Origin of the sequence: Burkholderia pyrrocinia, from assembly GCF_022809715.1 — a bacterium.
In the GTDB taxonomy this organism is placed as follows: domain Bacteria; phylum Pseudomonadota; class Gammaproteobacteria; order Burkholderiales; family Burkholderiaceae; genus Burkholderia; species Burkholderia pyrrocinia_C.
The window spans coordinates 373688-386955 of sequence record NZ_CP094459.1 but is presented as its reverse complement, the minus strand read 5'-3'; the positions used below and the strand labels follow the sequence as shown (position 1 = coordinate 386955).

The following is a 13268-nucleotide window of genomic DNA, read 5'->3' as shown; positions in this document are numbered from 1 at the left end:
TCTTCTGTTCGGTGTATCGGGTGGGGGAGCCGCGCGCGGCAATCATGCGCGCGCGGCATTCGCTATGTCGTTCGTCGCTCAGGCGGCCAGCACTTCCTTCGCTGCCTTCTTCGCACCGATCTCGCCCAGCGCGCGCTTGTATTCGTGCGGGAACACCTTCACGAACTGGCGGCGCGCCGCGTCCCAGTTTTCCAGCAGCGACTTCGCGCGCGGCGAACCCGTGAACTGGAAATGACGCTCGACGAGCCCCTTGAGCAGCGCTTCGTCCGTCGTGCCTGCGTGCCAGAGTGCGCGATCGACCGTGCGCTCCTGCTCGGCCTGCTGCAGCACCGGCTCGAGCGCGACCATCGACTTGTTGCACTTCGCCGCGAACATGCCTTCCGGATCGTAGATGTACGCGAGGCCGCCCGACATGCCGGCCGCGAAGTTGCGCCCCGTCTCGCCGAGCACGACGACCGTGCCGCCCGTCATGTATTCGCAGCCGTGGTCGCCCGTGCCTTCGACGACCGCCGTCGCGCCCGAGTTGCGCACGCAGAAGCGCTCGCCCGCGACGCCGCGGAAAAACGCTTCGCCTTCGATCGCGCCGTACATCACCGTGTTGCCGCAGATGATGTTTTCCTCGGACTTGCCGCGGAAGTCGTTGGTCGGCCGGATAATGATCCGGCCGCCCGACAGGCCCTTGCCGACGTAGTCGTTGCCGTCGCCGACGAGATCGAGCGTCACGCCCTTCGCGAGGAACGCGCCGAAGCTCTGGCCGGCCGTGCCCTTCAGCTGGATGTGCACCGCGTCGTCGGCCAGGCCGTCATGGCCGTGCTTCTTCGCGATCACGCCCGACAGCATCGCGCCGACCGTGCGGTTCACGTTGCGCACCGGCTGGATGAACGACACATGCTCGCCGTTCTCGATCGCGGCCTTCGCCTTCTCGATCAGCACGTGGTCGAGCGCACGCTCGAGGCCGTGATCCTGCACGTCGACGTGACGCGGCGCGACGTCCTCGCATTCTTCCGGCTGGTAGAACACGCGCGAAAAGTCGAGGCCCTTCGCCTTCCAGTGCTCGACGCCCTTGCGCGTATCGAGCAGGTCGGCGCGGCCGATCAGGTCGTCGAACTTCGCGATGCCGAGCTGCGCCATGATCTCGCGCACTTCCTCGGCGACGAAGAAGAAGTAGTTCACGACGTGCTCGGGCTGGCCCTTGAACTTCGCACGCAGCACCGGATCCTGCGTCGCGACGCCGACCGGGCACGTGTTCAGGTGGCACTTGCGCATCATGATGCAGCCTTCGACGACGAGCGGTGCCGTCGCGAAGCCGAATTCGTCCGCGCCGAGCAGCGCACCGATCACGACGTCGCGGCCCGTCTTCATCTGGCCGTCGGCCTGCACGCGGATGCGGCCGCGCAGGCGGTTCAGCACCAGCGTCTGCTGCGTTTCGGCGAGGCCGAGTTCCCACGGCGTACCGGCGTGCTTGACCGACGACAGCGGCGATGCGCCCGTGCCGCCGTCATGGCCGGCGATCACGACGTGATCGGCCTTCGCCTTCGCGACACCGGCCGCGACCGTGCCGACGCCCACTTCCGACACCAGCTTCACCGAGATGCTCGAGCTCGGGTTCACGTTCTTCAGGTCGTGGATCAGCTGCGCCAGATCCTCGATCGAGTAGATGTCGTGGTGCGGCGGCGGCGAGATCAGGCCGACGCCCGGCACCGAATAGCGCAGCTTGCCGATGTATTCGGACACCTTGTGGCCCGGCAGCTGGCCGCCTTCGCCCGGCTTCGCGCCCTGCGCCATCTTGATCTGGATCTGGTCGGCCGACGCGAGGTACTCGGCGGTGACGCCGAAGCGGCCCGACGCGACCTGCTTGATCTTCGAGCGCAACGAATCGCCGTCCTTCAGCGGAATGTCGCTGACAATCTCGTCGCCGATCACCGACTTCAGCGTCTCGCCCGACTTGATCGGAATGCCGCGCAGTTCGTTGCGATAGCGCTTTTCGTCCTCGCCGCCTTCGCCGGTGTTCGACTTGCCGCCGATCCGGTTCATCGCGATCGCGAGCGTCGCGTGCGCTTCGGTGCTGATCGAACCGAGCGACATCGCACCCGTCGCAAAGCGCTTGACGATGTCCTTCGCCGGTTCGACTTCGTCGATCGAAATCGCCTTCGCCGGCGACACCTTGAACTCGAACAGGCCGCGGAACGTCATGTGACGCTTGGTCTGGTCGTTGATCAGGTGCGCGTATTCCTTGTACGTCTGGTATGAGTTGCTGCGCGTCGCGTGCTGCAGCTTCGCGATCGAATCCGGCGTCCACATGTGGTCTTCGCCGCGCACGCGGTACGCGTACTCGCCGCCCGCGTCGAGCATGTCGCGCAGGACCGGGCTGTCGCCGAACGCGTCGCGGTGCAGGCGGATCGCCTCTTCCGCGACTTCGAACAGGCCGATGCCGCCGACCTTCGACGCCGTGCCCTTGAAGTACTTCTCGACGAGGTCGCTCGACAGGCCGAGCGCTTCGAAGATCTGCGCGCCCGTGTACGACATGTACGTCGAGATGCCCATCTTCGACATCACCTTCTGCAGGCCCTTGCCGACTGCCTTCGTGAAGTTGTAGACGGCCTTCTCCGGCGACAGGTCGCCCGACAGGCCCTCGGCCATCTTCGCGAGCGTTTCCATCGCGAGGTACGGGTGCACGGCTTCCGCGCCGTAGCCCGCGAGCAGCGCGAAGTGGTGCGTTTCACGCGCGGAGCCCGTTTCGACGACGAGGCCCGTGCTCGTGCGCAGCCCTTGCTGCACGAGGTGCGTGTGGATCGCCGACGTGGCGAGCAGCGCCGGAATCGCGACGTGCTCGGCGTCCGTCTTGCGGTCCGACACGATCAGCATGTTGTAGCCCGACTTCACCGCGTCGACGGCTTCCGCGCACAGCGACGCGAGGCGCGCCTCGATGCCTTCCTTGCCCCAAGCGACCGGGTAGCAGATGTTCAGTTCGTACGCGCTGAACTTGCCGCCCGTGTACTGGTCGATCGCACGGATCTTCGCGATGTCCTTGAAGTCGAGCACCGGCTGCGACACTTCGAGACGCATCGGCGGGTTGATGTTGTTCGTGTCGAGCAGGTTCGGCTTCGGGCCGATGAACGACACGAGCGACATGACCATGTTCTCGCGGATCGGGTCGATCGGCGGGTTCGTGACCTGCGCGAACAGCTGCTTGAAGTAGTGATAGAGCGTCTTGTTCTTGTTCGACATCACCGCCAGCGGCGAGTCGTTGCCCATCGAACCGACGGCCTCTTCGCCCTGCAGCGCCATCGGCGCCATCAGGAACTTCAGGTCTTCCTGCGTATAGCCGAACGCCTGCTGGCGGTCGAGCAGCGCGGCGCCCTGCGTGCGGCCGGCCGCGACTTCCTCGGCCTTCGGCTCGATCTCGTCGAGCTTGATGCGCACGGCGTCGATCCAGCTCTTGTACGGCTTCGCGTTCGCGAGGTTGTCCTTCAGTTCCTTGTCGTCGATGATGCGGCCGTGTTCCATGTCGATCAGGAACATCTTGCCCGGCTGCAGGCGCCACTTCTTGACGATCTTCGATTCGGGGATCGGCAGCGTGCCGGCTTCCGACGCCATGATCACGAGGTCGTCGTCCGTGACGATGTAGCGCGCCGGACGCAGGCCGTTACGGTCGAGCGTCGCGCCGATCTGGCGGCCGTCGGTGAACGCGATCGCGGCCGGGCCGTCCCACGGCTCCATCATCGCGGCGTGGTATTCGTAGAACGCGCGGCGGTTCTCGTCCATCAGCGTGTGCTGTTCCCACGCTTCCGGGATCATCATCATCACCGCGTGCACGAGCGGGTAGCCGGCCATCACCAGCAGTTCGAGACAGTTGTCGAACGATGCGGTGTCCGACTGGCCCGGGTAGATCAGCGGCCACAGCTTCGGCAGATCGTCGGCGAGCACGTGCGACGCGATCGCGCCGGTACGCGCGTTCAGCCAGTTCACGTTGCCCTTCACGGTGTTGATCTCGCCGTTGTGCGCGATCATCCGGTACGGGTGGGCCAGTTCCCACGCCGGGAACGTGTTGGTCGAGAAGCGCTGGTGCACGAGCGCGAGCGCCGACACGACGCGCGCGTCCTGCAGGTCGCGGTAATACACGCCGACCTGGCCGGCCAGCAGCAGCCCCTTGTAGACGACCGTGCGCGCCGACATCGACGGCACGAAGTATTCCTTGCCGTGCTTGAGCTTCAGTGCCTGGATGCGGTGGCTCGCCGTCTTGCGGATCACGTACAGCTTCCGCTCGAGCGCGTCCGTCACCATGATGTCCTTGCCGCGGCCGATGAAGATCTGGCGGATCAGCGGCTCGCTCGCCTTCACGGTCGGCGAAATCGGCATCGCATGGTCGACCGGCACGTCGCGCCAGCCGAGCACGACCTGGCCTTCGGCCTTCACCGTGCGCTCGAGCTCCTGCTCGCACGCGAGACGCGACGCGTTTTCCTTCGGCAGGAAGATCATCCCGACCCCGTATTCGCCGGCGGGCGGCAGCATCACGCCCTGCTTCGACATTTCCTCGCGATAGAACGCGTCCGGAATCTGGATCAGGATGCCCGCGCCGTCGCCCATCAGCGGATCGGCGCCGACCGCGCCGCGGTGATCGAGGTTCTCGAGGATCTTCAGACCCTGCTGGATGATCTCGTGGCTCTTCTTGCCCTTGATGTGAGCGACGAAGCCGACGCCACAGGCGTCGTGTTCGTTTTGCGGGTCGTACAGACCTTGTGCGGCGGGCACCGCGGCGAGCGGCTGCTGGTGGTCGTTCATGGGGACACCGTCGTAAAGGGGGCCTGGAGGGCCGTTGAACCGTTTTGTTGTTGCCGTCGATCCCGCTCCCGACGGGAGACGGCGCGGCCGACAGTGGGTGGGCATGCTTCGCCCGGGCCACCGGAATTCGGAATATACGCGACGAATCAAAGGAATAGCAACAAAAACAGCTTGATCGAACCCCAATTAAACGGATGCTTCGATCTGGTGCTGTTTTATTGGGGCTGTATCGTTTTGGTGCAAAAAGAAGCGGCGCCCGCAGCGCCGCTTCCCGGCCGCCGTTCCCGCGTTATTGCTGGATCGGCGGCGTGTTCTCGCGCACCTTTCTGGGGCGTCCGCGCGGCAGCGGCGACACGCGCCGGTTCGCGGTGCGCGCCGCCCACTCGCGGTAGTTCTCGCCGCCGAGCACCCAGCCCTTCAGCGTCGCCTGCTGCAACTGGTCGGCCTGCCGCTCGTCGAGCGGCTGCTCGCACAGCTCCTTGTACGCACGCTGGCGGTCGAACGGCGTGTTGCCGAGCGCCCAGTAGAGCGGATGGTCGGTGATCAGGCTGTCGACGGTGAGCCCGACGTGATGCCGGTAGCTCGACCAGCGATAGGCTTCGGGCGTCGCGACGAGCTGCGAGCGCACCGGGCTCATCTCGACCACGCGGCTCGCGAGCAGGAAATAGCGCTCGCCTTCGATCACGGTCGCGCGATAGCGGCCTTCCCACAGGGTGCCGCGCCGCGAATAGCGCCGGTTGAAATGCGCGACGTAGCGGCGACCGACGGCCTGCATCGCTTTCGGCAGGCTCGCCTCGTCGCTCGGCGTCACGAGGAGTTGCACCTGGCGCGGCAGCAGCACATAGGCATGCACCGACAGGTGATGATCGCGCGCGGCGGCCTTCAGGCAATCGATGAAGAGTTCGTAGTCCTGGTCGTCGACGAACGCGGGTTGCTGATCCAGGCCGCGCAGTATCACGTGCTGCGGCTGGTCGGGAACGTAGAGTCGTGCTAACCGTGCCATGCTGAATGTCCGTTTGAACGCGTTAGGAAATACCCGGAGGTCCGAAAATGCGCACCTGCGTAGAATGCCCGTCCTGTCGGTGCGCGGATACGTACGGTCGTACTAATCCTAGGGTGAAAACTCTAACTTACGAGCTTGTTTGGTTTTAAACGCAGTCGTCATAATGAGCACGCCTTTGATCGGAGGAGACACAATGAAACGAAAACTGGCCATTACGGGGGCCGCAGCGCTCGCATTCACGTTTGCGGGCGGTACGGCACACGCACAATCCGCAGGTGATTTCTACGTCAGCACCGGCTGGTTCCACCTGTCGCCGCAGGACAGCAGCGACCCGCTGTTCGTGTACCGCGTTGGCGGCACGCCCATCAACCAATCGATTCCCAACACGGGCGCCGGCATCAATGACGCCGACACGCTTGGGCTCGCAACTGGCTACTTCGTCACCGACCACATCTCCACCGAGCTCGTTATGGGGATACCGCCGAAGTTCGACATTACCGGCAAGGGTCAGTTCGAAAAGTTCGGCGTACTCGGCCGTGCGTACCAGTGGAGCCCCGCCGTATTGCTTCGCTACCACTTCAACGACGCCAACGCGAAGTTCCGTCCGTATGTCGGCGTCGGCGCGACGTATGTCTGGTTCACCGGCGCAAAGATCACGAACGGCACGTTCGAGAACGGCGTGCTCGGCGGCCCGACCAGCGCAACGACCAGCAACCAGTGGGCGCCCGTCTTCAACGCCGGCTTCTCGTACAACTTCACGAAACACTGGTTCGCAGGCCTGTCGATCTCGTACATCCCGGTCAGCGTGACCGCGACCTTCACGACGGCCCGCCGGACGCCGGTCGGCACCCTGACCGAAACGTCGAAAGCGAAGATCTCGCTCAACCCGATCGTCACGTATCTGAACGTCGGCTACCGCTTCTAAGCGTAGTCGAATATTTGGGGAATGGTTAATCCTGCTGCAATTTGTAGCGGAATTTTCGTGACGTAACGTCTCCACGATGCAAAACGCCCCGGCGGGATTCCCGTCGGGGCGTCGTTTTTTTGTCTCAGGGTCTTCCCGCACCCGCCATCGCGCGGGACCGGCCCCGCTACGCGATATCGTCCAGCGCATCGGGGGCGATCAGGTCGATCCGGTCAGTGCAGACCGCGTCGACGCCCCAGCGCGCGAGTTCGCGCGCCCGTTCGAGGTCGTTCACCGTGTACACCAGGATGCGCAGCCCGGCCGCCTTGATCGCGCGCACGAGCGGTTCATCGAGCCGTTTGTGGTCTGCATGCAACGATACGCAGCCGAGCGCGTCGACGACCTGCGCATGCCAGTCGTCCGGCACGGCCTCGTAGAGCATCCCGCGCGGCAGCGCCGGCACGGTCGCGCGCGCCTGCTGCAGCGCATCGAACGAGAACGACGACAGCAGCGGAGGGATCTCGGCATCGCGCCAGTACGCGGCCGCGTCGGCCGCCACGCGCTGCCCCGTCTCGCGCTCGCGCCCCGGGCACGGCTTGATCTCGACATTCGCGGCCAGGCCGTGCGCGATGCAGCGCGCCGCCGCCGCCTCGAGCGTCGGCATCCGCTCGCCCGCGAAGCGCGCGTCGAGCCATGCGCCCGCGTCGAGCGCGGCCAGCGCCGCATAACGCATGCCCGCCGCTGCCCCCTGGCCGTTCGAGGTTCGGTCGACCGTGTCGTCGTGCAGCAGGAACGTCACGTCGTCGGCCGACAGCTTCGCGTCGAACTCGACCATCCGGTGACCGCGTCGCGCCCCCTCGTCGAGCGCGGCGAGCGTGTTCTCCGGCGCGAGCGTGCCGCCGCCGCGATGGGCGACGACGCGCGGATAAGGCCAGTCGGTACGGGAAGTCATCGTCGGCCTCTCGGCAAATGCAGCAGGTTCAGCCGGCACGCTTGCCGGTTTCGGGATCGAAGAAATGCAGCCGGTGCGCGGGCAGCGCGGCCGCCAGCGCCGTGCCGCGCGCCGGACGGTCCGCGTGCGGCAGGCGCACCGCGACGTCGTGGTTGCCCCAGCGGCCGTGCGCGAGATTGTCGGCGCCGAGCAGCTCGCACGAGTCGACGGGCAGCGTCGCCTGCGCGACGCCCGGCTGCGGCGTCATGTGTTCGGGGCGTACGCCGAGCACCCAGTCGCGCCCGGTGGCGATCTCCGCGCCGATACCGGGCGCGCCGGCGACCGGCAGCGCGGGGCCGCCGCCCGCGACCGTAAAGGTCGCGCCGTCGTCCGACAGCCGGCCGTGCATCAGGTTCATCGCGGGCGAGCCGATGAAGCCCGCGACGAACACCGTCGCCGGCTTCTCGTACACGTCGACCGGTGCACCGATCTGCTCCGCGTAGCCGCGGTTCATCACGATCACACGCTGCGCGAGCGTCATCGCCTCGATCTGGTCGTGCGTCACGTAGACGCTCGTCGTCGCGAGCCGCGCATGCAGCCGCTGGATCTCGAGCCGCATCTGCACGCGCAGCTTCGCGTCGAGGTTCGACAACGGTTCGTCGAACAGGAACACCGACGGCTCGCGCACGATCGCGCGCCCCATCGCGACGCGCTGCCGCTGGCCGCCCGACAGCTCGCGCGGCCGCCGCGCGAGCAGCGGCTCGAGCTCGAGGATCTTCGCGGCCGCGGCCACCCGCGAGTCGATCGCCGCACGCTCGATCCCGCGGATCTTCAGCCCGTAGCCCATGTTCTGCGCGACCGTCATGTGCGGGTACAGCGCATAGTTCTGGAACACCATCGCGATGTCTCGATCCTTCGGCTCCAGCGCGTTGACGACGCGCTCGCCGATCGCGATCTCGCCATCCGTCACGCTCTCGAGCCCCGCGATCATCCGCAGCAACGTCGATTTGCCGCAGCCCGACGGGCCGACCAGCACGATGAATTCGCCGTCGGCGATCTCGACGTCGATGCCATGCAGCACATGCTGCTTGCCGTCGTAGGATTTCCTGACGCCCTTCAAGCTCAGCGCAGCCATACTTGGTCTTTCTCCCGGTTGCCGTCCGTCATTCATTTCTCGGAATCGACGAGGCCGCGCACGAACCAGCGCTGCATCGCCAGCACGACGACGAGCGGCGGAATCATCGCCAGCAGCGTCGCCGCCATCACGTATTGCCATTCGGTCGCGGCGTCGCCGCTCGCGATCATCGTCTTGATGCCCACCACCGCGGTCGACAGCGATGCCTCCGTCGTGATCAGGATCGGCCACAGATACTGGTTCCAGCCGTAGATGAACGTGATCACGAACAGCGCCGCGATGCTCGTCTTCGACAGCGGCAGCACGACGTCCCAGAAGAAGCGCAGCGCGCCCGCGCCGTCGATGCGCGCGGCATCCATCAGCTCGTCGGGCAGCGTCATGAAGAACTGGCGGAACAGGAACGTCGCGGTCGCCGATGCGATCAGCGGCAGCGTGAGCCCCGCGTAGGTGTTCGTCAGGTGCAGCGTCGACACGACCTGCACGGTCGGGAAGATCCGCACTTCCACCGGCAGCATCAGCGTGACGAAGATCAGCCAGAACGCCGTGTTGCGGAACGGGAAGCGGAAGTAGACAATCGCGTACGCGGACAGGATCGACATCGCGATCTTGCCGACCGCGATGCCGAGCGCCATCGCGAAGCTGTTCACGAGCAGGCGGCCGAACGGCGCCGTCGTGCCGCCGCTGCCGTGCCCCCAGATGTACGCGATGTTCTCGAACAGATGCGTGCTCGGCACCAGCGACAGCGGCACCGTGAACACTTCCTGCGCATTCATCGTCGCCGCGCAGAACGCGACGTAGACGGGGAACACGATCAGCACGATGCCCGCGACCAGCACCGCGTGGCAGAACAGGTCGAAGCCCTTGCGATTTTCGATCATGCGTATTGCACCCTGCGTTCGACGAAGCGGAACTGGATCACCGTAAGCCCGACGACGATGATCATCAGCACGACCGACTGTGCGCCCGAGCTGCCGATGTCGAGCCCCTGGAAGCCCTCCGCGAAGATCTTGTAGATCAGCGTCTTCGTGCTCTGCGCCGGGCCGCCGCCGGTGGCCGCGTCGATCACCGGGAAGGTGTCGAAGAACGCGTAGACGAGATTCACGACCAGCAGGAAGAAACTCGTCGGCGACAGCAATGGCAACACGATGTTGAAGAAGCGCCGCACCGGCCCCGCGCCGTCGATCGCCGCCGCCTCGATCAGCGAGCGCGGGATCGCCTGCAGGCCCGCGTAGAAAAACAGGAAGTTGTAGCTCACCTGTTTCCACACCGACGCGAGCACGACGAGGAACATCGCCTGCTCGCCGTTCAGCGCATGGTTCCACACGATGCCGCCCTTCGCGAGCGCATAGGTGATCAGGCCGATGCTCGGGTTGAACAGGAATGCCCACAGCACGGCCGCGATCGTCGGTGCGACCGCGTATGGCCAGATCAGCAGCGTGCGGTACACGCGCGCGCCGCGGATCACGCGGTCGGCGCACGCGGCGAGCAGCAGCGACACGACGAGCCCGCTCACCGTGACGAGCGAGCTGAACACGAGCGTCGTGCGAAACGAATCGAGGTACAGCGGATCGGCGAACAGGTGCGTGAAGTTCGCGAAGCCGACGAATTCGCTCGACGTGCCGAACGCGTCCTGCATCTGCGTCGACTGCCACAGCGCGACGCCGGCCGGCCACAGGAAGAACACGGCGGTGATCGCGAGCTGCGGCGCGATCAGCAGGTACGGCACCAGGCTCGTACCGAAGCGGGAACGGGATTGCATCGCGGATATCCGGTCAGGCGAAACGGAAAGGAAACCGCGCCGCCGGACCGCACGCACGCACGCATGCGCGGCGCGGCCGGCGGCACGAAGCGATGCGTGCTCAGCCGCCCGACTTCTCGAAGCGGCGCAGCAGTTCGTCGCCGCGCGAGGCCGCCGAATCGAGCGCGTCCTTCGGCGACTTCTTCTGCGCCCAGACCTGCTCGAACTCCTCGTCGACGATCGTGCGGATCTGCGGCATGTTGCCCAGACGCAGCCCCTTCGTGTAAGGCAGCGGCGGCTTGTTCAGCATCTGCTTGATCGCGGTTTCGGCGCTCGGGTTCTTCGCGTAGAAGCCCTGCTGGCGCGTGAGGTCGTACGCGGCGGTCGTGACCGGCAGGTAGCCCGTGTCCTGGTGCCACTTCGCGGCGACGGCCGGCGATGCGAGGTATGCGAGGAATTTCGCGACGCCCTTGTAGGTCGCCGGATCCTTGCCGGCCAGTACCCACAGGCTCGCGCCGCCGATGATCGCGTTCTGCGGCGCGCCCTTCACGTTCGCGTCGTACGGCATCATGCCCGTGCCGTAGCTGAACTTCGCGAATTTCTGCACGTTCGCGAGCGCGCCCGACGACGTCGTCAGGATCCCGCAGTCGCCGCTGTAGAACTTCGCCGATGCTTCATCCTTGCGGCCCGCGTACGTGAACGTGCCGTCCTTCGCCATCTGCTGCAGGAACGCGACGTGCGCGATCTGCTGCGGCTTGTTGAATTCGAGCGCCGCGTCGGTGCCGTCGAAACCGTTGTTGCGGCTCGCGAACGGCAGCCCGTGCCATGCGCTGTAGTTCTCGAGCTGGATCCAGCCCTGCCAGCCGGTCGTGAAGCCGCACGCCATCCCCGACTTGCGCAGCTTCTCGGCATCGGCCTTCACGTCGTCCCACGTCTTCGGCGGCTGGTTCGGGTCGAGCCCGGCCTTCTTGAACGCGTCCTTGTTGTAGTACAGCACCGGCGTCGAGCTGTTGAACGGCATCGACACGAGATGGCCCGTCTTCGCGTCGCTGTAATAGCTCGAGATGGTCGGCACGAACGCCTTTTCGTCGAGCGGCACGCCGGCCTGCTTGAACACGTCGTAGACGGGCACGACGGCCTTCTTCGCCTGCATCATCGTGGCCGTGCCGACTTCATAGACCTGGAGGATCGCCGGCGCGTTGCCGCTGCGATAGGCGGCGATGCCGGCAGCAAGCGCCTGATCGTAGGTGCCCTTGAAGACCGGCACGATCTTGTAGTCGCTCTGCGACGCGTTGAACTGCTCGGCAATCGCGTTGACCCGCTCGCCGAGCGCGGCCTCCATCGCATGCCAGAACTGGATCTCCGTCGCGGCGAACGCCACGTGCTGCACCCCGAACATCAGCGCGCCGCCGAGCGCGATCGAACGAACCATGGTCCCCGCAGGCTTCTTCTTCATCGACCTCTCCTATGAAAACGTTACCAACAGCGTATGCAACATTCCCGTCGCCATTGAACCGGCGAAGTCTAGTGATCGTTTGTGACAGTCAGTTGTCGTTGATGACGAACAGGCGCTGATATTCCTTCAGCGCGAAGCGGTCGGTCATTCCGGCGATGTAGTGCGCGACGAGACGCGGCTGCTGCGCTGTGTCGTCCGACTGGTACGGCGGCGGCAGCAGACGCGGATCGTCGATGAACGCGTCGAACAGCCCCGTGACGACGCGCTGCGCCTTGCTCGCCATGCGCATCACCTTGTAGTGGCGATACAGGTTCTTGAAGAGGAAACGCTTGAGGGCGGCCGCCTGCGCGGCGACCGTCGCGCTGTGCGACACGAGCGGCGGCGCGGCGCGCACGTCGTCGAGCGACGCGGGCGCGACACGCGCGAGATTGCGCGTCGTCTCGTCGATCAGGTCGACGATCAGCGTGTTGATGATGCGGCGTACCGTCTCGTGCACGAGGCGGCGGCCTTCGAGATGCGGGAATTCGGCGAGCGCCGCTTCGTAGTGGCGCTGCCACAGCTCGACTTCCGCGAGCTGCTCGATCGTGATCAGGCCGGAACGCAGGCCGTCGTCGACGTCGTGATTGTTGTAGGCAATTTCGTCCGCGATGTTCGCGAGCTGCGCTTCGAGCGACGGCTGCCGGCCCTGCAGGAAGCGCTCGCCGAGCGCGCCGAGCTTGCGTGCGTTCTCGCGCGAGCAGTGCTTCAGAATGCCTTCGCGCGTCTCGAAGCACAGGTTCAGCCCGTCGAACGCGCCGTAATGTTCCTCGAGCTCGTCGACGACGGCAAGGCTCTGCAGGTTGTGCTCGAAGCCGCCGTGGTCACGCATGCATGCATTCAACGCGTCCTGGCCGGCATGGCCGAACGGCGTATGGCCGAGATCGTGCGCGAGCGAGATCGCCTCGACGAGATCCTCGTTCAGGCGCAGGTTGCGCGCGACCGAGCGCGCGATCTGCGCGACTTCGAGGCTGTGCGTGAGGCGCGTGCGGAACAGGTCGCCTTCGTGATTGACGAAGACCTGCGTCTTGTATTCGAGCCGGCGAAACGCGGTCGAATGGACGATGCGATCGCGGTCGCGCTGGAATTCGGTGCGCGCCGCCGGCGGCGTTTCCGGATGGCGGCGGCCACACGATTGCGACGCGTGGGCGGCATACGGAGCGAGATGGGCTTCCAGCGCCGCCAGCGTCGGCGGCTCGGCCACCGGCGCAGCGGATGCGCGGCCGGCTTCGGGCAGTGTGCTGCTGGATGTCTCGCTCACGTCTCCTCCATGTCAGGGGCGC

General features: G+C 65.8%; 9 protein-coding genes. 1 reads left to right on the top strand and 8 read right to left on the bottom strand.

What is annotated here, in order from left to right:
* Positions 1 to 78: 78 nt before the first annotated feature.
* Positions 79 to 4782, bottom strand: coding sequence for a glutamate synthase-related protein (locus MRS60_RS01775; RefSeq protein ID WP_217590722.1), 4704 nt, complete (start codon positions 4780 to 4782; stop codon positions 79 to 81).
* 289 nt (positions 4783 to 5071) lie between these two features.
* The gene (locus tag MRS60_RS01770) at positions 5072 to 5785 is read right to left on the bottom strand and encodes a transposase (protein ID WP_027783329.1); all 714 of its coding nucleotides are present in this window, start codon (positions 5783 to 5785) and stop codon (positions 5072 to 5074) included.
* 193 nt (positions 5786 to 5978) lie between these two features.
* Between MRS60_RS01770 and MRS60_RS01765 the strand changes: the two genes are divergently transcribed.
* A complete protein-coding gene (locus MRS60_RS01765; protein WP_131947939.1) occupies positions 5979 to 6710 on the top strand; it encodes an OmpW/AlkL family protein in 732 nt (243 codons plus the stop codon).
* A gap of 166 nt (positions 6711 to 6876) precedes the next feature.
* On the opposite strand, the gene ugpQ is transcribed toward MRS60_RS01765, so the two are convergent.
* The 6 genes from ugpQ to MRS60_RS01735 form a co-directional block, all read right to left on the bottom strand.
* Positions 6877 to 7641 carry a glycerophosphodiester phosphodiesterase gene (gene ugpQ, locus MRS60_RS01760; protein WP_217590724.1) on the bottom strand — a complete coding sequence of 255 codons (765 nt, stop codon included), beginning with the start codon at positions 7639 to 7641 and terminating at the stop codon, positions 6877 to 6879.
* Between the two features lie 28 nt (positions 7642 to 7669).
* On the bottom strand, positions 7670 to 8755 hold the full coding sequence (locus MRS60_RS01755; protein ID WP_034183627.1) for a sn-glycerol-3-phosphate import ATP-binding protein UgpC: 1086 nt from the start codon (positions 8753 to 8755) through the stop codon (positions 7670 to 7672).
* A 32-nt stretch (positions 8756 to 8787) separates the two neighbouring features.
* The gene (ugpE, locus tag MRS60_RS01750; protein WP_217590725.1) at positions 8788 to 9633 is read right to left on the bottom strand and encodes a sn-glycerol-3-phosphate ABC transporter permease UgpE; all 846 of its coding nucleotides are present in this window, start codon (positions 9631 to 9633) and stop codon (positions 8788 to 8790) included.
* The gene (gene ugpA / locus MRS60_RS01745; RefSeq protein ID WP_243565130.1) at positions 9630 to 10514 is read right to left on the bottom strand and encodes a sn-glycerol-3-phosphate ABC transporter permease UgpA; all 885 of its coding nucleotides are present in this window, start codon (positions 10512 to 10514) and stop codon (positions 9630 to 9632) included. Before ugpA ends, ugpE begins: the two co-directional genes overlap by 4 nt.
* Positions 10515 to 10614: 100 nt before the next feature.
* Positions 10615 to 11949 carry a sn-glycerol-3-phosphate ABC transporter substrate-binding protein UgpB gene (ugpB, locus tag MRS60_RS01740; protein ID WP_034183624.1) on the bottom strand — a complete coding sequence of 445 codons (1335 nt, stop codon included), beginning with the start codon at positions 11947 to 11949 and terminating at the stop codon, positions 10615 to 10617.
* A gap of 88 nt (positions 11950 to 12037) precedes the next feature.
* Positions 12038 to 13246: a deoxyguanosinetriphosphate triphosphohydrolase gene (locus tag MRS60_RS01735; protein WP_432207827.1), complete on the bottom strand. Its 1209-nt coding sequence runs from the start codon at positions 13244 to 13246 to the stop codon at positions 12038 to 12040.
* Between the last annotated feature and the right edge of the window lie 22 nt (positions 13247 to 13268).

What these genes read in the sequence shown, in the direction of transcription:
- ugpE (WP_217590725.1), bottom strand. Translation starts at nt 9,633, where the DNA reads ATGATCGAAAATCGCAAGGGCTTCGACCTGTTCTGCCACGCGGTGCTG.
- MRS60_RS01770 (WP_027783329.1), bottom strand. Translation starts at nt 5,785, where the DNA reads ATGGCACGGTTAGCACGACTCTACGTTCCCGACCAGCCGCAGCACGTG.
- ugpA (WP_243565130.1), bottom strand. Translation starts at nt 10,514, where the DNA reads ATGCAATCCCGTTCCCGCTTCGGTACGAGCCTGGTGCCGTACCTGCTG.
- MRS60_RS01775 (WP_217590722.1), bottom strand. Translation starts at nt 4,782, where the DNA reads ATGAACGACCACCAGCAGCCGCTCGCCGCGGTGCCCGCCGCACAAGGT.
- MRS60_RS01765 (WP_131947939.1), top strand. Translation starts at nt 5,979, where the DNA reads ATGAAACGAAAACTGGCCATTACGGGGGCCGCAGCGCTCGCATTCACG.
- ugpB (WP_034183624.1), bottom strand. Translation starts at nt 11,949, where the DNA reads ATGAAGAAGAAGCCTGCGGGGACCATGGTTCGTTCGATCGCGCTCGGC.
- MRS60_RS01755 (WP_034183627.1), bottom strand. Translation starts at nt 8,755, where the DNA reads ATGGCTGCGCTGAGCTTGAAGGGCGTCAGGAAATCCTACGACGGCAAG.
- ugpQ (WP_217590724.1), bottom strand. Translation starts at nt 7,641, where the DNA reads ATGACTTCCCGTACCGACTGGCCTTATCCGCGCGTCGTCGCCCATCGC.